The 18,535-nt window shown below is 50.0% G+C and carries 16 protein-coding genes; 5 read left to right on the forward strand and 11 right to left on the reverse strand.

Features of this window, described 5'->3' with window-relative positions:
• Positions 1–52: 52 nt before the first annotated feature.
• The 10 genes from AC15IQ_RS11755 to AC15IQ_RS11800 all read right to left on the reverse strand — a co-directional run bounded on the left by AC15IQ_RS11755 (position 53) and on the right by AC15IQ_RS11800 (position 9,239).
• On the reverse strand, positions 53–1,852 hold the full coding sequence (locus AC15IQ_RS11755) for an aldehyde ferredoxin oxidoreductase family protein (protein ID WP_483179345.1): 1,800 nt from the start codon (positions 1,850–1,852) through the stop codon (positions 53–55).
• 2 nt (positions 1,853–1,854) lie between these two features.
• A complete protein-coding gene (locus tag AC15IQ_RS11760; protein ID WP_483179346.1) occupies positions 1,855–2,334 on the reverse strand; it encodes a 4Fe-4S dicluster domain-containing protein in 480 nt (159 codons plus the stop codon).
• Between the two features lie 409 nt (positions 2,335–2,743).
• Positions 2,744–2,974 (reverse strand): MoaD/ThiS family protein, encoded by a 231-nt coding sequence (locus tag AC15IQ_RS11765; protein ID WP_483179347.1) that lies wholly within the window; start codon positions 2,972–2,974, stop codon positions 2,744–2,746.
• A 232-nt stretch (positions 2,975–3,206) separates the two neighbouring features.
• The gene (locus AC15IQ_RS11770; protein ID WP_483179348.1) at positions 3,207–4,514 is read right to left on the reverse strand and encodes an HD domain-containing protein; all 1,308 of its coding nucleotides are present in this window, start codon (positions 4,512–4,514) and stop codon (positions 3,207–3,209) included.
• Between the two features lie 203 nt (positions 4,515–4,717).
• Positions 4,718–5,188 (reverse strand): pyridoxamine 5'-phosphate oxidase family protein, encoded by a 471-nt coding sequence (locus AC15IQ_RS11775; RefSeq protein WP_483179349.1) that lies wholly within the window; start codon positions 5,186–5,188, stop codon positions 4,718–4,720.
• Positions 5,189–5,200: 12 nt separating this feature from the next.
• On the reverse strand, positions 5,201–6,301 hold the full coding sequence (locus tag AC15IQ_RS11780; RefSeq protein ID WP_483179350.1) for a VWA domain-containing protein: 1,101 nt from the start codon (positions 6,299–6,301) through the stop codon (positions 5,201–5,203).
• Positions 6,302–6,327: 26 nt separating this feature from the next.
• Positions 6,328–7,203 (reverse strand): AAA family ATPase, encoded by an 876-nt coding sequence (locus AC15IQ_RS11785; protein WP_483179351.1) that lies wholly within the window; start codon positions 7,201–7,203, stop codon positions 6,328–6,330.
• Between the two features lie 4 nt (positions 7,204–7,207).
• Complete coding sequence (locus tag AC15IQ_RS11790) at positions 7,208–7,774, reverse strand: PadR family transcriptional regulator (RefSeq protein WP_483179352.1); 567 nt, start codon at positions 7,772–7,774, stop codon at positions 7,208–7,210.
• 313 nt (positions 7,775–8,087) lie between these two features.
• Positions 8,088–8,453: a GIY-YIG nuclease family protein gene (locus AC15IQ_RS11795; protein WP_483179353.1), complete on the reverse strand. Its 366-nt coding sequence runs from the start codon at positions 8,451–8,453 to the stop codon at positions 8,088–8,090.
• 507 nt (positions 8,454–8,960) lie between these two features.
• On the reverse strand, positions 8,961–9,239 hold the full coding sequence (locus AC15IQ_RS11800) for a hypothetical protein (RefSeq protein WP_483179354.1): 279 nt from the start codon (positions 9,237–9,239) through the stop codon (positions 8,961–8,963).
• A gap of 718 nt (positions 9,240–9,957) precedes the next feature.
• On the opposite strand from AC15IQ_RS11800, the gene AC15IQ_RS11805 reads away from it, so the two are divergent.
• Positions 9,958–12,261 carry a heavy metal translocating P-type ATPase gene (locus AC15IQ_RS11805; RefSeq protein ID WP_483179355.1) on the forward strand — a complete coding sequence of 768 codons (2,304 nt, stop codon included), beginning with the start codon at positions 9,958–9,960 and terminating at the stop codon, positions 12,259–12,261.
• A 126-nt stretch (positions 12,262–12,387) separates the two neighbouring features.
• Positions 12,388–13,515 carry a TolB-like translocation protein gene (locus tag AC15IQ_RS11810; protein WP_483179356.1) on the forward strand — a complete coding sequence of 376 codons (1,128 nt, stop codon included), beginning with the start codon at positions 12,388–12,390 and terminating at the stop codon, positions 13,513–13,515.
• 21 nt (positions 13,516–13,536) lie between these two features.
• On the opposite strand, the gene AC15IQ_RS11815 is transcribed toward AC15IQ_RS11810, so the two are convergent.
• Positions 13,537–14,568, reverse strand: a complete 1,032-nt coding sequence (locus AC15IQ_RS11815; protein WP_483179357.1) for a tetratricopeptide repeat protein — start codon at positions 14,566–14,568, stop codon at positions 13,537–13,539.
• 224 nt (positions 14,569–14,792) lie between these two features.
• Here AC15IQ_RS11815 and AC15IQ_RS11820 point away from each other — a divergent pair, with 224 nt between their 5' ends.
• The 3 genes from AC15IQ_RS11820 to AC15IQ_RS11830 are packed head-to-tail and all read left to right on the forward strand — an operon-like array spanning position 14,793 to position 18,429.
• Positions 14,793–17,126: a xanthine dehydrogenase family protein molybdopterin-binding subunit gene (locus AC15IQ_RS11820; protein WP_483179358.1), complete on the forward strand. Its 2,334-nt coding sequence runs from the start codon at positions 14,793–14,795 to the stop codon at positions 17,124–17,126.
• Entirely contained in the window at positions 17,123–17,953 is an 831-nt protein-coding gene (locus AC15IQ_RS11825) for an FAD binding domain-containing protein (protein ID WP_483179359.1), read from the forward strand. The genes AC15IQ_RS11820 and AC15IQ_RS11825 overlap by 4 nt, the downstream gene beginning before the upstream one ends.
• Positions 17,954–17,955: 2 nt before the next feature.
• On the forward strand, positions 17,956–18,429 hold the full coding sequence (locus AC15IQ_RS11830) for a (2Fe-2S)-binding protein (protein WP_483179360.1): 474 nt from the start codon (positions 17,956–17,958) through the stop codon (positions 18,427–18,429).
• Positions 18,430–18,535 lie beyond the last annotated feature (106 nt).

The following is an 18,535-nucleotide window of genomic DNA, read 5'->3' on the forward strand; positions in this document are numbered from 1 at the left end:
TTAACCGGAACAGATGGCGGCGGTGGATATTGACCGTCAGGTCTGTCTGTATTTATACAACCAGGTTTAAGTCATGCATTTTTTCGGCAGTGGGAACACCGTTTTCATCCCAACCACGAATCTGGTAATAAATCGGAAGCATGGTGTCCAGTTCCACCACTCTGCCTTTATGCGGGCCATCCTTCATGGGTTCTTTTAATAGTCTTTCCGGCAGGGTGTCATCAGCCTTGGTAAAACCAGCTCTGAGATTGAAGAGCCGCTCTATGTTCCAGATCCGTTCGCCTGCTTTGAGCAGGTCCTCGTCAGTGATTTGAACCCCGGTAGCAGTGCGATATTGCTCAGCTATTTCGGGAAGGCCGATGCCGAAAGTGGTAAAAAGGCATAATCCGCAAGAGTCAACCAGGGCGGTCAAGTCCTGGAAGATTTTCAACATTTCCGGCTTGCCCTCAGTGGCATCAGGATCTAATTGTACCGGAATGCCAAGAATCTCCGGCGAGGTCATGTAGCCGCGCACATGACAACCGCCCCGGTTGGAGGTGGCGTAATTCAAGCCGATGCCCTGCTGGCCGCGCGGGTCATAGGCAGGGAGCTCTTGTTTTTTTGAACTCATGGAATATTCGGGATGGCCATATTTTTCCGCCAGGCGGTAAGAACCTTCAGCCAACTCATCGCCGAAGCCTTCGCGGTAGGCAGTTTTTTGTACCATTTCTATTATGGTGTCCGCATCACCCCAGCTTAAAGGGGATTTGCTGCGGGGAATGATGCCTTTCTCAGTCATCTCTATGGCGCAGGCTAAAGTTGTGGCCATGCTGATAGAATCCTGACCCAGCTCATTGCAGAGGAAGTTGGCCTTGCTGATGGCTTCAAAATCGTCGACATAGCAGTCTGCGCCGAAAGCCCAGGTGGCTTCGTATTCCGGGCCTTCACCGATGCCTTTATATTTGCCTTTATTATTGGAGACCCGGCCACAGCCGATGAGGCAGCCGAAACAGCCTTTGTTGCGCACCAGGTTATGCTCAGCCTGATGCTCCCCGGAAATGCTTTCGGCATGAGGAAAGATAGCAGCTTCGCTGAAATTCTTGACCGGCAGCCCGCCATGCACATTGAGAATGTTAACCAGGATATTGGTTCCGTAAGCGGCCAGGCCAGCACCTGTGACCGGATGCTCTTTCAGCATGGTGCGGGCTTTGGTGATGGCATTCCAAAATCCCTGGGGATCTGCTACTTTGATTCCTTTGGTACCGCGCACCACTACCGCTTTGAGGTTCTTGGAACCCATGACCGCTCCTACCCCGGACCTGCCGGCAGCGCGGTTATATTCATTCATAATATTGGCGAACTTGACCAGGTTTTCGCCGGCGGGACCAATACAGGCAATTTTGCTCTCTTCATCGGTTGCTGCTTTGAGCATATCGGTAGTCTCGAACACGGTTTTTCCCCATAATTCCTGTGCCGGCCGCAGTTCCACCTCATCATTATGAATCCACAGGTAAACCGGCTGTGGTGCTTTGCCCTCAAAAATTATGCCGTCCCAGCCGGCAAATTTAAGTTCCGGGCCGAACATACCCCCGGAATTGGATGCAGCGATGGTGCCGTTTAAGACCCCTTTGGTGACCACATTGTACCGGCCTCCAGAGGTAGCCAGAGTTCCGGTTAAGGGGCCGGTCATAAATATTATCTTGTTTTCCTCGCTTAAGGGGTCAACTGCAGCATCAACCTCATCGAAGAAAATCTTGGTTCCCAGCCCGCGTGCGCCTATAAAATCCTGGGCGTCGTTAATCGGCAACGGCTCCTTGCTGATGGTGCCATCGGTCAGATTTACCCTTAAAATCTTGCCAGTCCATCCGTACATATCTATCGCACCTCCTCAAAGACGTCGGTAAAACGTGCCGCAAATGCTTTTCGTTTGGATAAGCTGTTGACGCTGGCCGCTTGATAAGAAATAGCTCCTGAAGGGCATAGTTTAACGCACTGAGGATCACCCTGGCAAAGGTCACATTTGGCCACAATATTAGCGACCGGATCGTACAAGGTGGCGCCAAAAGGACAGGCAATGGTGCACATCTGACAGCGCAGGCATTTGCCGTCATTGATCTCCATGGCACCGGTAACCGCGCTCCTGCTGATAGCCCCTACCGGGCAAACCTTCATGCAAGCCGCTTCACCGCACTGCTGACAGAGCACCGGGAAGGCAAAACCGATTTTTTCAAAGTTTATAACGGAGATACGTGAACGGGTGGGATTGAATTCATCGCTATGTGTGAAGGAACACACTAATTCACAGGTGTGACATCCGGTACATTTTTCGGGCTGAACTACAATAATCTTGTCCATACGGTACTGGTTTTCACAGCAGAAAACCAGAATCCACCTCCTTTGAAGTGTTTTCGTCACGGAAACATAGCCCCAGTATTGCTTTCATCAGCCGCTTTGGTGTTAATCCCTCCTCGCCATAGAGCGGTGTTTATAAACCGCTGTAGAGCGTACTGATATAGTTATGTAGAAAATCAATGCAAAATTTATTCCAAGGTAGTAATGAAAATAGAAGGCCACTATTGAAGGGGTTTGTGAGACAGGTTTATCGAATGGTTTTCTTATCAGGTGTAACATTTTTGTTACAGTTGTAACATTATTGTTCCATTGATTGACACATGACGCTGATCATGACCTTCCAGGCAGATCAAGCGTCTGCGAGTGCATGACCGGAGGCAGTCCCATACAGCAGCCTTAACTGCCTCAATGCTCAACCCCCGGCCACCGGAGGGAAGATGGCCAGGGTGTCGCCATCTTGCAGAACAGAATCAAATTTGGCATGTTTTCCGTTGATGAAAAGGATGCCCAGTTGCATCTCCTGGCGGGGTATTGAAAGATTATCCAAGACCTGACCGATTGAGGTACCGTCAGCAAATTCCATGTCCATACTCTTAAACCTGCCCTGACGCAGGTAGGCAAAAAGCTTTACGGTTATTTTCATTTCATCTGACCTCTTAATTGAAAATTAATTGTATCTTATTTATGAGTATATCATCAGAATAACACCATCTTGTAGACCAGCAAAACATACCTAAGCTCTGATCGCGCTAGAAATATCTAAACCGCTTTAAATTTTTATCGCTTCACTTACATAAGGGTTTATTGTATGAGCTCAATGGCTGTTTAGCCTTGGTCAGAATTCTATTCCATGCATAGCAACATATCAATTGGAACTAGTTATTTTGCCTATACAGCTGATGTGCGGCCAATAACAGCCGGTGGGCCGATGCAGTACGGAGATACTGGGGTTTTAGATTTTTTAGTCGGACCCGGTCAAGACCATCGGCATCTTTAAAAGCAGTAAACAGTCGCCAAGTCCTGCCCTCGTCGGAGAGCTTATATTGATCCATTTTCTGGCGGGCTCTGTAATCTGGTATAGCATGGTTTTCGATTATAAAGCGAAGCGTCTCGCGCTCCTTATCATCTGATCCTGGAAGCTCAGCCTGAATTAATTTGGCATAACTGGCCAGGCCATGATCCGGGTCATATCCATCGTCAACCCGGCCAATATCATGGTAGATGGAGGCTAAACCCAATAGGTTCCGGTCGGCGTCACTATATCGTTCCAAATAGGCTATGATCAGACTCAACAAGAGGACCCTTTGAGTGTGTCTGACCCCGTGGACTCCCTGTGCATTGTGGAACCAAAAGGCGTTGATCTGTTGCGCAAAATCGTGGTATTGCCTCATAATTCCGGCTTCTGTCAATGTAGGCAGCAGTTTCAGGAGATCGATCAAGGGCAGAGCTTTCCTGCGCTCAACCTTATTGTCCATCACCAGGGCCTCACGCTTGGCACCGTCGTAGCTAACGATTTGATCAGGCTGTACCCAGCCCTGGTAGATGGCGGGCAGTTTTTCACAGTGGAGGGCTTGTAAGATAGCTATATTCACATCGGTGGTCCAGGCTGAGACCTCTTCCAACCCTGGTGGTGGCTGTTTTTCGCACTGGAACACTTCTACATAGCCGTTTTCAGCTGCTACCGGAACATCACTGCTCACTCCCCGGTATTTTGAGACCTGAGCTATAAACGCCTTGTCAAACACATCCCCACTGTATGGGTTATTATGCCAAATGGCTTCAAAAAGGCGATATTTATCATGATCCGGGATAAGATGAAAGACCTCTACATACAAATCCGGAGCCAGGCGCTGATCAACTGCAGCCAGCAAAGCGCCAAAATCCCGCTTGATTGCCATGGCGTTGAGGGTCTGCTCCATAGCCTCTATCTGGGTTTTAATGGCTGCCAGCCGCTGGTCAATCTCGTCCCAGGCCAAGAGCACCATACCCCGGTAATAATGATATGGGGACTTCCCATCATGGGGATCAAAGTAAAAATTATCCGAGTTAAATCCTTCCGCCTCAATTTGCGTCTGCAGCCGAGCCAGATCAAAGTCGTCGGGTTTTAAGGGACTCTTTCCCAATTCCCTCAAGGGAATAAATCCATTGCGGAGAATAAAATCTCCAGCGGTTTTGTTTTCCATGGATGCCACCTTAAATATTTTTTCCAACCACACTCTTAACCGGAGTAGAGGTGGTCACATTTAATTCCCTCATGGTATTTATCATGCACAAGGAAAACCTGTGTTATGATGCCACTTGCACTGAGCTCTACCGTACTTAAACTCAAAACCAATACCTATTATAGCTATACAATTATTAGATTTCTTGCCAACAGGTTGGCTGCTTATATGTTAACATTTTCCAACGTATAGCTGCGCAGTTCGCTCAACCAGGTTTCCATCAGCTGCTGCCACCGTTCACTTATAAATTCGGTGCTGATCCCTCCGGTAACTACAACGTCACAGGCTTCGTTGCTATGCACCTCTTTTATGTCGATGACCAGAATTCCTAGATTATGGTTCGACCTCATGCATTCCCTGAACACGCGAACCGTCCCCTGAATCGTAAAAACAAGATTGTTGGCCCCCATAAAGGTCAAGGCAATCTTTCCTGAACGGGCTGCATTTGCATAGGTCTGTGATTTGTTCTGCGCTGCCATTAACATTACCCGTTCCCCTGGTGCATAAAACTGCGACATGGGTGCCCCCCTGGGGAAACCGTCTTCATCTACAGTAGACACTACCCCGACCATGGTATCGGCAGCAAAGAATTGGTACAGTATTGGCGGCAGGCGATCCCCAAAATATTTACTCAAAATAAATCCCCCCTAAATCTTAGCCAGAGATTTTTCGAGCTCCAGCAGGTTCGGACAGGCAAATACTCTATCACATAAGGGTGCGTATTCTTTGATGATGCTATCGCCCGAATTCCACACCGAAGCCGGTTCCGGGTTGAACCAGTACACTTTTTTTACCCGGTTTTTGATGTCTTGCAGCACCCATGTCCCGTTTTCCTGCCAATTATTGCGCGCATCACCGAATATTAAAACGGTGGTCTTGCGGTGCATACGGTGTCTAAAGCGTTGGTGGAATTCCTCCAGGGAGTGCCCGTAGTTGGTATATCCGGTCGCTCCAATCACTCTGGCATTGCGCAGCACATGTCCCCTAAAATTAAGAGGATTACCGGAAAGCAGCAAACCGGTAATATCCGCCACTTCATCAATAAATGCATATGATTCGATATGCTGAAAAAATCTCTCCAGTGAGGCAATTAAAGCCAATGAAATGCAGCTGAAGTTCATTACCGAACCAGATACATCACAAATAACTAAAATAACAGGTTTTTCTCGATATTTTCGCACTGTAAATAGATTCACCGGAACCCCTCCGGTCGACAAGCTGGCGCGAATTGTACGCCGGAAATCTATTTTGCTCTGGTCATTACGTTTTCTCTTTTTAACAAACTTGGCCGCCAGCCGACGAGCCAAGAGCGGTACGAACGATTCGATGCGGGCTAATTCAGCTTCGCTGACTTGGCCGAAATCCTGCTCCAGCGGGTTCTTTTGGCCACCGGGTGCTTGGGATGAACCGCCCTTGCCCATAGGTGTGCCCATGCCTATTTCATAATCACTTACCGCGGTCTCATTCTCAGGACGAGCCGGTTTTTGTTGTTTGAATCTTTCCAAATGCTCAAGGTTTTGGGGTGAAAGATATTCTTCAAAAAAACGGTTAAAGACCTGGTCAAAAGCCTGTTTATAACTGTAATCTTTCACCAAGGTGGCAAAAAGGGTTGAATAAAAATAATCCCGCTGCATCCAATCAATCAAGAGCACTGCCTGACAGCAATCCCTGACCTGACTGGTCGTTACTGGAATGCCCTGCTGGCGCAGTTCTTCAAAAAAAGCCTGTAGATACTGCAAAACCGGCATAATAAGCCCTCCTAACGTTGCGCCTTTTATCCTCTGAAGTTGAGGTCTCGCTCCCGGTAGATTATCCGTTCCAGCTTCTCCTGATCCTCGCGGTATTTTACTATCGTGCTCAGAGTGTTCAAGGTGGTTTCCACGTCTAGGTCTTCCTTCCCCAGCCACAGCAATGACGAAGCCCAGTCGATACTCTCCGCGATGCTGGGTGGTTTCTTCAGTTCCAGTTTCCTTAAGCGTCCAACCACCTGGGCCACCTTTTCGGCTAGTTGTTCGGGAAGTTGGGGGATTTTCAGCATCAAGATCTGCTGTTCCATTTCTTTGCTAGGAAAATCCAGATAGAGATAAAGGCAGCGTCTTTTTAAAGCCTCTGAAAGCTCCCGGGTGGCATTAGAAGTCAAAAAAACATAGGGGTGATGTTTGGCGGTGATAGTTCCGATTTCGGGAATAGTGATCTGGAACTCGGACAGCAGTTCCAAAAGCATGGCTTCAAATTCGAAATCCACTTTATCGATTTCGTCGATTAGCATCACCGTGGGCGAGTCTGAGGCAATGCTTTTAAGCAATGGCCTGGTCAGTAAAAATGTATCGGAAAATATATCTTCTTCAATTTCTTGCACGCTGAGATTTTGGTTGGATACAGCCTGAATATGCAGCAGCTGCCGCTTGTAGTTCCACTCATAGAGGGCTTTGGCTTCATCGAGCCCTTCATAGCACTGCAGGCGGATCAAAGGCAGTCCTTTGACGCGGCTGAAGGCCTGAGAAATCGCGGTCTTGCCCACACCAGCGGGTCCTTCCACCAATACCGGTTTTTGCAGGGCTTCAGCCAGAAAAAGCACTGTGGCTACTTTATCGTCACAGATATATCCTGCCTGAAACATTTTTTCTCTTATATCTTGAATGTTGCCCATTAAATCACGCCTCCTCCATCGATGGTTCAGTGATTCCATGTTCAGCCAGTAAGTCTTTAAGCCAGGCAGATCTGAGTTTTTCCACTTCGATGCCGTACTCAATAATCCGAATGCGGTATTCATCCACCTTTTTATGTATCATTTCCTCCCGTGCCTGGTCGAAGCGCTCCAGGCGTTTGTTTGAGATGAGCAGCTGCTCCATCAGCTTTTCCACAATCTTTTCATCATCGAGGAATTTGAAGAAATTAACCTTGGTTAAAAAAGGATACTGGGTAAAGAAATCAAACTTAGTATGGCCTTCTTCTTCTTCGGTGGATTCCAGCCAGCGACGAAACTCTTCAACTCCGGTGGAAGTAATGCTCACAATCTTCTGAGGTGGAACATCCTCTTTGTAGCGGACGCTGCGTTCCACCATTCCGACTTTGTCCAATTCTTTTAATGTGTTGTAGATGCGTCCCTCATTGAGTTTTATATTGGCGGGGGTAAAATCTGCGAAGCACTTTTTTATCATGTCATAGGCGTGAGTAGGTAAATCCATTAGAGTTCCCAATAAGATATGTTTAAAGGCCATAGAGAACACTCTACCTTTACTATATAGTACCTTAATTTTAAGGTACTATATAGTAAAGGTCAATATATCTAGACCGACCCACTACCCGATTATTACTGCACATGGTTTAAAGATCGGGTAACAGGATAATCGCCGCTTGTCGGGAGCATTACGGTTCCTGTTATGCAGTTTTTGCCGCATATTGTTTGAAGATCGGGTACCAGGATAATCCCTGCTTTGCCGGAAGCATTGCATTACTATACAGTTCAGGTGAGAATAAGGTGGGGAGGAAAACGGTCGGCTGCACAGACCATAATCAGAAACACTATTTCCTTTACTGTGGTTTCACGGGCGGTTTGTTATAGCCCCGATCGCCATAAGGTTGGATTTTCTCCAGCCAGGCTTTCTCCATCTGCTTCAATTCCCAGCGAACATCGCTTACACCTTCAGTCTCCTTTTCTTCCAGGACCTCATAGGTGAAGGCTTGCTGACCCATCTGCTGCCAGTCCTTGATAAGCTGGGTATTGGTGTATATACCTGCGGTCAGTGCGCCCTGAATGTTCATCCATTTATTTTTCAGATTGGGATATGAGGCAATGAAAACCTTGCCATTGACCAGATTGGTTATCTTGATCACCCCCATAAAGGTTTTTTGCTCTTTGTATGCGGCCAGCATCTGTTTGCGCTTATTCTTATCCATGGTTCATCCCCTCCGGTTAGAACGTTTTCGATCAATTCATCAATCCATTTTAGTAATCTACTAAATAACTAGTTAACTAATAGGAATATACTCCTGAATAACCGTTACCGTCAATATCGGGTCTGATCTGCGCAGTTTTGTCGGGCTTTGCTATCAAAGTGACAGGATGCTGAGGGAATATCAAAAGGCCGTTGTGAATTGGTTGACTCCTGCCGCCCAGAGCTGGGTTTCTAAAAATAAAGTTCCCCACAAGCATGGTGAGGACTATCCCCACCACGAAACCATTAATCAACACCGGTTGACTTCAATCCTTTAGCAATAATTTGCCGAAAGCGGCTCAAATCCTCTTTAAATCCTGATGGCTAAGAGCACAGTCAGGGTCCTGGCCCAGGAATCAACACTGCTTGGCCTGCTGACTCAACTGTTTGTTCCTACTTTTCAACTGCTATGAAAAACAAAAGCCCTCCCGATAGGAAGGGCCATCTGGTCTGGTCATGCTCCGGGCAATCAGTTCAGTTCCTCCACATCCACATGTTCGGTACCTGCATAACCTTCTCTATCGCATTGAAAAGCGTAGCACACGAAATCATCCAAACTGTGGAACGATTTGCCGTCAGGTTTCCTGACAACTATGCCCCCACCCTGGCAGCGAAAAGTTTCGGCATCTCCCGAAATCGGGTAAGCCCGAAAAGTGAGCCGGCCATCGTCCGCTTTTTGGAGAAAATCCAGCAGCTGCTCAGGAGTCTTGAAGCGGGTGCGTGACATTGATGAATCGGTCTCTTGCAAGTGCATCGCCTCCTCACTTTACTATGCCCAATCGGCCAGGTTTTATTGAGGAAACCAGCTTGTCTAAAAAAAGCTCTCCAACAAAACAAACCATGAACGTTCGGTTCACAAGCATGAATGAAAATCCTTTGGCTTTAAGGGATTTTCGTAAAAAAAGTCAGGCTTGGTTCGGGGTGGCAATTAATGAAGGTTTGTACCCGAACCGACGCCTGAAAGAAAGGATTATATTGAATGCCTATTATAAATGCAAAAAACGTTCCAATTATTAAGATGGCATAATTTACATAAGCGTAAATAATTATATCCCAATATACCGGCACTTGGTTCAAAAAGCCATTTTTATCCGACTGTCCAGTTTCAATGACGAAGTGTGTAGTTTTTGTACACCAGTGTCATTTTAGACACTGTCATTCAATCCATGGACAAGGCAATAGTTGGGGTCCGGCTCTGATATGATTTGCCAATAAAAGAAATTCATCCATGCAGTCCGCAAAGCCCTTGTCTGCTGCATATCCGAGGCACGGTAGTACACTTGGAATGCGGTAGGCAATAAGCAACCTTATCTCCCCAAAAGGCCGTTACTTAAGGTATTATTATAATACGTTGCCAACTATGAAGGATCGGCCTCACGGAATGGACATTCCCCACCCTCCGAGCCGTAAATTACCGGCAGCTCTATTGAGGCTTATCAAGAAACATCTATCGGGGAGGGATATATGTGGAACATACTCCTGATAACCATCACAGCCACCATAGTAAGGACTCCGATCTCAGTATGCACCCCGTCGGATCTAAGCATGATAAGACCACACATCAGCCGCGGTCTCCAGCCCATGCTAATACACCAACGCCCCGACATCATGATGATACCCACCATCCACCGCAAACCTCGTCAAGCCTAACCGACTCTGGTCCGCATCAACCTCAGGGGGCAGCCCCTCATGATGCACATCAACACCACCGCCGTGAACCGTTCATCCCGGATGAGCAGGCAGGCTTGACCCCGACCATTCATGCCAGCCACCATGATGACCACGGGTCCTCGCGGCACAGTGATCATGATCCCGGTATTTTCCTCCAGAAACTGTTGTGGTCGACCCTTTTGACCCTGCCATTGCTGGCCTTCAGCCATCACTTTCTGGATCTCTTGGGGCTACAGCCACTGCACTTTACGGGGAGCCATTACATTGCTCCGCTTCTTGCCACCCTGGTTTTTTTCTATGGAGGGATGGTCTTCCTAAAGGGCGCCCTAGAAGAACTGAAACGAGCCCAGGCCGGCATGATGACTCTTATCGCCCTGGCAATCACTATTTCTTACGGGTACAGCCTTATGGTCACCCTGGGTTTTCCGGGCGAAGAGATATACTGGGAACTGGCTACTTTGATTGTCATTATGCTGCTGGGGCACTGGCTGGAAATGCGAGCAGTGCAGAATGCCGGCCAGGCCTTGAAGGAAATGGCCAAACTGTTGCCTGATACCGCCGTCAAGCTGGAAGGCGAAGCGGCCGTAGAGGTTCCCCTGGAAAGCCTGCACTCCGGAGATGTGCTTCTCATCCGGCCGGGGGCCAAAATTCCCGCTGACGGCCTGGTTCTGCAGGGTGAGGGCAGAGTCAATCAGTCCATGGTCACCGGTGAATCGATGCTGGTTGCCAAACAGAGTGGAGACCGGGTTCTCGCCGGAACCATCAATGAAGAGGGGGCATTTCGGGTGGAGGTCACCAAGACCGGTAATGCTACCTACCTGGCAGGGATAATGCGACTGGTGGATGAAGCCCAGCAGTCTCGCTCCCGATCCCAGCGCCTGGCTGACCGGGCCGCTTTCTGGCTGGTTATAATCGCTCTCGGTTCGGCTTTGATTACGGCCTTGGGCTGGCTTATGGCAGAAGCCCCAGCTGCGGTCATAATCGAACGGGTGGTTACGGTCATGGTGGCAGCCTGTCCTCATGCCCTGGGATTGGCCATTCCCCTGGTCATAGCCATATCCACCGCCCTATGCGCCCAATCCGGGCTGTTGGTGCGCAACCGGCTCATGTTTGAGGAAGCCCGCCGAATTGATTATGTAGTCTTTGATAAGACTGGTACTCTTACCCAGGGGTCCCACCAGTTGGATCGCATAATTCCCAGCCGGGACACCACCACAGAGGAGATTCTGAAACTGGCGGCAGCGGCTGAATCAGAGACTGAACATATGCTGGGCAAAGCCCTGGTGAATGCGGCTCGCCAAAAGGGTCTGCCCATACCTGTTGCCTCCGGGTTTGAGTCAATGCCCGGCAGGGGCGTTTCCGCCCAGGTTGAAGGGCAGCACGTTATGGTGGGAGGTCCCAACCTGTTGACCCTGGTCCCTGGTACGATTCCGCATGAACTCGCCCAAGCTGTAGAATCAGCCGCAGAAACCGGCCATACTCTGATCTATGTCATTGTGGACCGGGAAATCAAAGCTGTCATGACCTTTGCCGATGTGGTCAAACCCGAATCACAGCAAACCGTGCAAGGTTTAAAGCGGATGGGGATAAAGGTAGCCATGCTGACCGGCGATAATGAGAGCGTTGCCCTCATGGTTTCCCGGCAACTGGGGATAGACCAGTATTTCGCCGGGGTGCTGCCTGAAAACAAGGCCTCCCAAATACAAGCACTCCAGCGGCAGGGTTATCGGGTGGCCATGGTGGGGGATGGCATCAATGATGCTCCGGCATTGGCTCAGGCTGACGTTGGAATTGCCATTGGGGCAGGCACTGATGTAGCCATCGAGTCCGCCGGCATCGTCCTGGTGCGAAGTGATCCCGGAGATGTAGCCCGGTTGATCATGATTTCGCGAGCCGCTTACCGCAAGATGTTGCAGAATTTGGTGTGGGCAACCGGCTATAATGCCCTGGTGATACCTCTGGCGGCGGGTGTTTTAGCTCCCTGGGGGTTTATCCTGCCCATGGCAGCTGGCGCTATAGTGATGTCGCTGAGCACCATTATCGTGGCGTTAAATGCTCAACTTTTAAGGCGCATACAGGCTGACCCGAAATTAAACTGAACACCGCTCAGTGGGAAAGATCACGGTGCCAAAGACAGGCCCATAACCTTATGCTCCCACCAAGTAAGAATGACTGTAATTATTCGTATGGTAATGTAACTACTGTTTATGAGATGAGGTATCAATATGCTCTTAACCAATCATCGCAATATTCTTCTTACCATCCTGCTGTTGTTCAGCCTGATCTTGATGGCAGGTTGTTCAAAACCCGCTCCCAGCACCCCTCCTGACGACAGCCAGGCCAAAGCCCGCGCGGCCATTGAAGAGGCTCTAAAATCCAATGCCGATATCGGCGCCGTGAGCTGGGCGCCGGATAGCCATATGGTGTTGTATACTCAAAAGGGCAAAGCTGAAAAAGACGATTTCAGTGCGGTAATGGCCTGGAAGCTCAATGATACCCAGGCTAAAAGCATCGCTGAAGTGTCTCCCGGCTTTATGGCCTTCACCTGGGCACCGGACAGCAAACATTTTGTTATCAGTGAAACCCCTGGCGAGGGAGTAATCAATCGTATCTTCGATGTTGGTCTGCTGACTGAGACCTACAAATTCAACAGCCTGGACGTGCCAGTATGGAGCCCGGACAGTCAGTCGCTGGTGTTTGGCTTTGAGCAACATGATTTCGGGGACAGCTGGGGATCATTAAAAACCTACCGCCTGGGGCAGGCTAAATCAGAATTTATCTGGAATACCAAAAACCATCTTTATAAAGCCGAATACTGGGATGACAAGGGCAATATCGGCTACACTGAAACTGATTCCAAAGGTCAATCCAGCCACAAAGTGACCCAAAATATCAAACCCTCTATCTCCGGTTTGCATCTGGGCGACAGCAAGGCGCAGATGATAACAGCACTGGGCAGCGCTTATAAAGAGACTCCTCCTTCGGATGAAACCATGACTTTTTCGAAGCCGGTGTACCGTTACAGTTACCCGGAAGGTTATGAGGTGTTTATCGGTCAAAATAGCGGCGGCATTGTGGAGATCCTGGCCCAGCGCCCTGGAGCAGAGACCAACCTGGGAGTCAAGGTAGGCGACAGCGCAGCCCGAGTATTTGAGGTATATCGGGATAAGTATATTGAACCGGAAAGCATCCACGACGGCAAGCTGTACGGTGTCTTCAAGGTAGAAGGTGCGGCTGCCCTGGCGTTTCACTTTGATATTGGACCGGGCTCCACCCGCGATGACATCAAGCCGGACAGCAAGGTTACCGGCATTACCCTCACTTATCCCAACAATATGGATGATGATTTTTAAGCAGTAGCGGAAGACGGGACGTTAGTGTCCGTCTCCGCCAGGCAGGGCGTCTATCCAGCCTTTCACCTCAGGATCACCGGTAAGTTCGTATACCAGTGTATAATAATAGTTGGCTTCATCATAGGACTGAGCATCCCGGGCTCTGTCACCCAGGGTGACAGCAATGCTCAATACCTTTTCGTTCGGACCCAATTGAATGCCATGCTGGGCAAACAGGTTACGGCACTGCTCGAAATTGGGCGGGACCACCCTCTTGCCCCACTTGTGTTGTATATATTGCAGAGCCGCCTCTGGAATCTGATTCTTTTTATCGAACTTGACGCTGAAGCAGTACAAGGCTACGGCCAGCTCATAATTCTCTTTTTCTACGTAATAGTAGCCCAGATTGCGATAACAGCGGGCCAGGTTCTTGGGTGTGTAGGCCTGGCTTAAGGCCCTCACGGTGATCTCCAGGTATCTCTTCAGTTGCTGGTTCTGTTTATAGACCTCTCCCAATTCAAACAGCGTCTCCACCTTCATGGGGTTCCAGCGGTTGGATTTCAGCAGAGCCTTGCGGGCTTCTTTAAACCGCTCCATCTCCAGCAAGAGATTGCCGTAGACCAGGAAGGTATCGGCGTATTCCTGTGGAACCGGAAGGATTTCCTTACTGGGGTTATATAGCTGCCGGTAAAGGATTTCTTCCAGGAGGTTGTCGAAGCATAGGTAGAGGTGCTCGTTGTCGGCTTCAAACTTTGGCGTGATGGCGTCGATTTTTTCCACCAGGCTTTCTAAAAGGGTCACGCCGCGATCATAATGCTGTTCCGCGATCTCATTCTGGGCCTCTTCCAGAACCGCCCCCAGGACCCGGGTGTCCTGAACCAGGCTCTCCCCCAGCAATTCCTTCTGATCATCGGGCAGCACCTCGAACATCAACCGTCCGATTCCCCAGGCCAGTTCTTCAGACAGTTCGTGTTCCTTGTATTTATTTAACTGCTCCTGCAGGTAGACTAAATCACTCTGTAAATCCCCGCTCAAGTTGGACTTTATCTCTTGTATAATCTGTTCATAACCCATTTTCCATACCTCCAAATCCTTTCGAAATCATAAGCCCTTATCCTTTTGTCCCGCTCTCTTCTAAGTCTATGCGATTTAGACATTCTTCTACTTCCCTTGCCATTACTCCTGCTTATGGCCAAAAGGGACGTTTTTTTGCGAGGCGGGGGGTGAGGCGGACTGCCATGAATAAACAAACCAATTCCAGGACATAAGACTAATAGAATAAGCGAGGAGTGGGTTTTTTGCAGTTTTTAGCCGTTGGCAAAAGCGTAATCCGTAAGGAAGCCTGGGAAAAAGTGACCGGCCAGGCCAAATACACCGCTGATATCTCCTCCCCGGAACTGCTTTACGGAGTCATCGTCACCAGCACCTGCGCCCACGGTAATATCAAACAGATTGACATTGAAACCGCCCGCTCTATGCCGGGGGTTAGAGCGGTAATAACCGGTGATTACTATCCCATCTTAACCGGTTCGGTGATTAAGGACCGGCCGCCTCTGGCTTCAGGAAAGGTGCGCTATTATGGCGAGCCGGTGGCAGTGGTGGTGGCGGACACGGAGGCTGAAGCGGCAGCCGCCGCCCTTCAGGTTAAGGTCAGTTATGAAGAATTACCCACTGTGAATTCGCCTGCCGAGGCCATAAAAGCCAACGCTCCGCTTTTGCATGAATTTGTGGACCAATACCAGAAGAGCATCCCTGAGGTATACCCGCAGGCCAATTCCAATGTGGTGCACCATGTCAAAATACGCAAAGGCGATCTTAACAAGGGTTGGGAAGATGCGGAAGTCGTTGTTGAGGGCAGTTTCACTCTGCCCATGTCTGATCATATTGCCATGGAAACCCGCAATGCCATGGCTCATATCTTATCCGACGGCAAGATTATCATCCGCACCTCGTCCCAGGCTCCTTTCCCGGTGCGCAAGATGATCAGTGAGCAGTTCGGCCGGGATTTGGGCGATGTGATAGTGCATGTCCCTCTGGTGGGCGGAGCCTTTGGGGGCAAAGCCTCTGTGGAATTGGAATACCTGGCTGTGCTGGCATCTCAAGCGGTGGGAGGCAGAAAAGTCATCATCAGCATCAGCCGCGAACAGGATATCGCTAGTTTCCCTGTCAAAATTGCCCTGGAAGCCAGGATTAAATTAGGTGCCAGAAGGGATGGCACCCTTACCGCAGGGGAATACACATATCTGGTCGGAACCGGAGCCTATGCCGAATCCGGTCCGCGCATGGCCAACGCCATGGCCATGAGTTGTACCGGTCCCTACAAATTGGACAATGTCTGGTGTGACGCCCTGTGCGTGTATACCAACCATACTTATGCCACCGCATTTCGAGGCTTCGGCCATGGCTCCATGACATTCGCGGTGGAGCGCATGATGGATAAACTGGCTGCCGCACTGAAAATGGATCCTGTGCAGATACGGCGCAAAAATGCGGTCAAACCAGGTGATACCACCCCTACGCAGGTCGAACTCACGGAAAGCAACCTGGGCAACCTGCAGGCTTGTATTGACAAAGCCGAAACCTTAATCAACTGGGAACAAGGCCAGGTTCAATATGTCGGGGAAAATAAGATCTTGGCCAGGGGGGTGGCCTGTTTTTGGAAGACTTCCAGTTCTCCTACTGATGCTCTAGCCTCGGCGGTAGTGACTTTCAACTCCGATGGCAGCGCCAACCTGCAGGTGGGCGCAGTGGAAATAGGCCCCTCCACTAAGACCACTCTGGCGCAGATTCTGGCTGAAAAGCTAAGCCTTGATATCAGCCGTATCCATGTGGAGATGGAGGTGGACACCGGCCATAGCCCCCACCATTGGAAAACCGTGGCCAGCATGTCCACCTTTATGGTAGGCCGGGCGGTTGAGGAAGCCGCCGATGATGCCTTAAAACAGCTCCTGAGCCTGGCCGCCATAGCTATGGTGTGCGCACCGGAAGATCTGATGGTTGAAAATGGCCGCATTGCTTATAAGGACAATCCTCAGGAATACATCGAATTTGCAGACATCGCCCATGGCTACAAGCACGCCAACGGCAGCACCGTGGGCAGTCAGGTAATAGGGAGAGGTTCCTTTGTGATGCCCCATTTAAGCCCCATGGACCAGGAAACCGGCAAAGGCAAGCCCGGGCCTTACCAAACCCCCGGCGCTCAGGCTGTTGAGGTGGAGTTGAATACAGCTGACTATACCTATCGGATTCTCAAAGCGGTTACAGTCCTGGATGCGGGCAGAGTGATCAATCCCAAGGCCGCCCAGGGTCTGGTAATGGGGGCCATGTCAATGGGATTGGGGCTGGCCACCCGGGAGGAATTGGTTTTCAATCAGAAGCAGGAGTTGTCAAACACCAGCCTGCGCACCTACAAAGTCATGCATATCGGTCAACAGCCGGAATATATAGTGGACTGGGTTGAAACTCCCAACAAGGCCGGCCCTTATGGAGCACGAGGCCTTGCTGAGCACGGTATACTGGGAATTCACGCCGCACTATTAAATGCCTTGAGCAAGGCTGCCGGAGTAGAACTGGATCAGTTGCCGGTGTATGCAGAAACCATCTGGAAAAAGGTTGAGGAGGGACGCTCATGATACCTTTCGATTTTTCCTATTACCGTCCCGATTCTGCCGGTGAGGCGGTAGCTCTGTTTCAGGACCTGGATGCCCAGGGGAAAAAACCGCTCTATTATGGGGGCGGAACCGAAATCATCAGCATGGGTCGCCACAATAATGTCGACACCGGAGCGGTAATCGACATTAAGAGCATACCAGAGTGCGGGGTGCAGGAGTTTCAGGACGACAGTTTGGTAATCGGCGCCGGGGTGACCCTGACGCAGATTCACGAGGCCAATCTGTTCCCTTTGCTTGCACAGGCCGGGGCGCGGGTAGCCGACCACACCACACAGAATAAAATCACGCTGGGTGGCAACATGTGCGGCTCCATTGTATACCGGGAGAGCTTACTGCCGCTGCTGCTGACCGATTGCGAAGTTATTATCGCCGGACCTGGAGGCAATCGGAATGCACCTGTCAACGATATTTTCGATAAACAGGTGCAGCTCAACCGGGGCGAAGTCATTCTGCAGTATCGCATCCCCAAATCCCTGGTAAACTCACCCCATGTTCATGTTAAAAGAACCAAGTCTGAAAAGATCAGCTATCCCTTACTCACCATATGCGCCTTAAACAGCGGCCAACAAGTCAGGTTCGCTTTCAGCGGCCTGTGTGGATATCCCTTCCGCTCGAAAGAGATGGAGCAGGCTTTAAACGATACCTCGCGGCCAGCCGATGAACGGGCTGACCATGCTATTTCCCAGTTGCCGGAGCCGATGGCCGACAACTTGGAAAGCTCGGCGGCCTATCGTCAGTTCGTGTTAAAAGGCTCATTGGTCAGCATTCTGAACGAATTGGGGGGCTAAACATGCTGCAGATGATAGATGAAGGACTGATTGAACTTAATATCAACGGTGAGACTCGAAAAGTGCTGGTCCGCCCGGCTGACACCCTCTTATTCGCACTCCGTGAAAGGCTGGGACTAACCGGTGCCAAACCGGGCTGCGAGAACGGCGACTGCGGGGCTTGCACCATACTCCTGGATGGCTGGCCGGTCAAATCCTGCCTGATGCTGGCGGTCGAGGCGGTCGGTCATCAAATCACTACTATTGAGGGACTGGAGAACCCGCCCATACAGCAGGCTTTTGTAGAAAAATTCGCCTTCCAGTGCGGCTACTGTACCCCGGGATTCATCATGAACTGCCAGGGGTTGATCAACAACCATCCTGAGGCTGATGAGGCCACCATCAACGAGTGGCTGCAGTCAAATATCTGCCGCTGCACCAGCTATCAGGAAATAACCGCTGCCATAAAATCGGTTTTGCAGAAAAACCCTGCTTAAATGGGGTTCGGCCAAAAGCGGGTAAAGTACTTTTTGTTTCACTTGCTGCCTGTGTCGGAGAACCGTCCCCTGTGCCCGTTTATCGGAAACCGTCCCCAGTGCCAGG

It is taken from the genome of Syntrophomonas sp. DTU019, assembly GCA_913757435.1.
Classification (GTDB): Bacteria; Bacillota; Syntrophomonadia; order Syntrophomonadales; family Syntrophomonadaceae; genus DTU019.

Coding starts and splice junctions, on each gene's coding strand:
- AC15IQ_RS11755 (WP_483179345.1), bottom strand. CDS start 1,852: ATGTACGGATGGACTGGCAAGATTTTAAGGGTAAATCTGACCGATGGC.
- AC15IQ_RS11760 (WP_483179346.1), bottom strand. CDS start 2,334: ATGGACAAGATTATTGTAGTTCAGCCCGAAAAATGTACCGGATGTCAC.
- AC15IQ_RS11765 (WP_483179347.1), bottom strand. CDS start 2,974: ATGAAAATAACCGTAAAGCTTTTTGCCTACCTGCGTCAGGGCAGGTTT.
- AC15IQ_RS11770 (WP_483179348.1), bottom strand. CDS start 4,514: ATGGAAAACAAAACCGCTGGAGATTTTATTCTCCGCAATGGATTTATT.
- AC15IQ_RS11780 (WP_483179350.1), bottom strand. CDS start 6,301: ATGCCGGTTTTGCAGTATCTACAGGCTTTTTTTGAAGAACTGCGCCAG.
- AC15IQ_RS11785 (WP_483179351.1), bottom strand. CDS start 7,203: ATGGGCAACATTCAAGATATAAGAGAAAAAATGTTTCAGGCAGGATAT.
- AC15IQ_RS11790 (WP_483179352.1), bottom strand. CDS start 7,774: ATGGCCTTTAAACATATCTTATTGGGAACTCTAATGGATTTACCTACT.
- AC15IQ_RS11795 (WP_483179353.1), bottom strand. CDS start 8,453: ATGGATAAGAATAAGCGCAAACAGATGCTGGCCGCATACAAAGAGCAA.
- AC15IQ_RS11810 (WP_483179356.1), top strand. CDS start 12,388: ATGCTCTTAACCAATCATCGCAATATTCTTCTTACCATCCTGCTGTTG.
- AC15IQ_RS11815 (WP_483179357.1), bottom strand. CDS start 14,568: ATGGGTTATGAACAGATTATACAAGAGATAAAGTCCAACTTGAGCGGG.
- AC15IQ_RS11825 (WP_483179359.1), top strand. CDS start 17,123: ATGATACCTTTCGATTTTTCCTATTACCGTCCCGATTCTGCCGGTGAG.
- AC15IQ_RS11830 (WP_483179360.1), top strand. CDS start 17,956: ATGCTGCAGATGATAGATGAAGGACTGATTGAACTTAATATCAACGGT.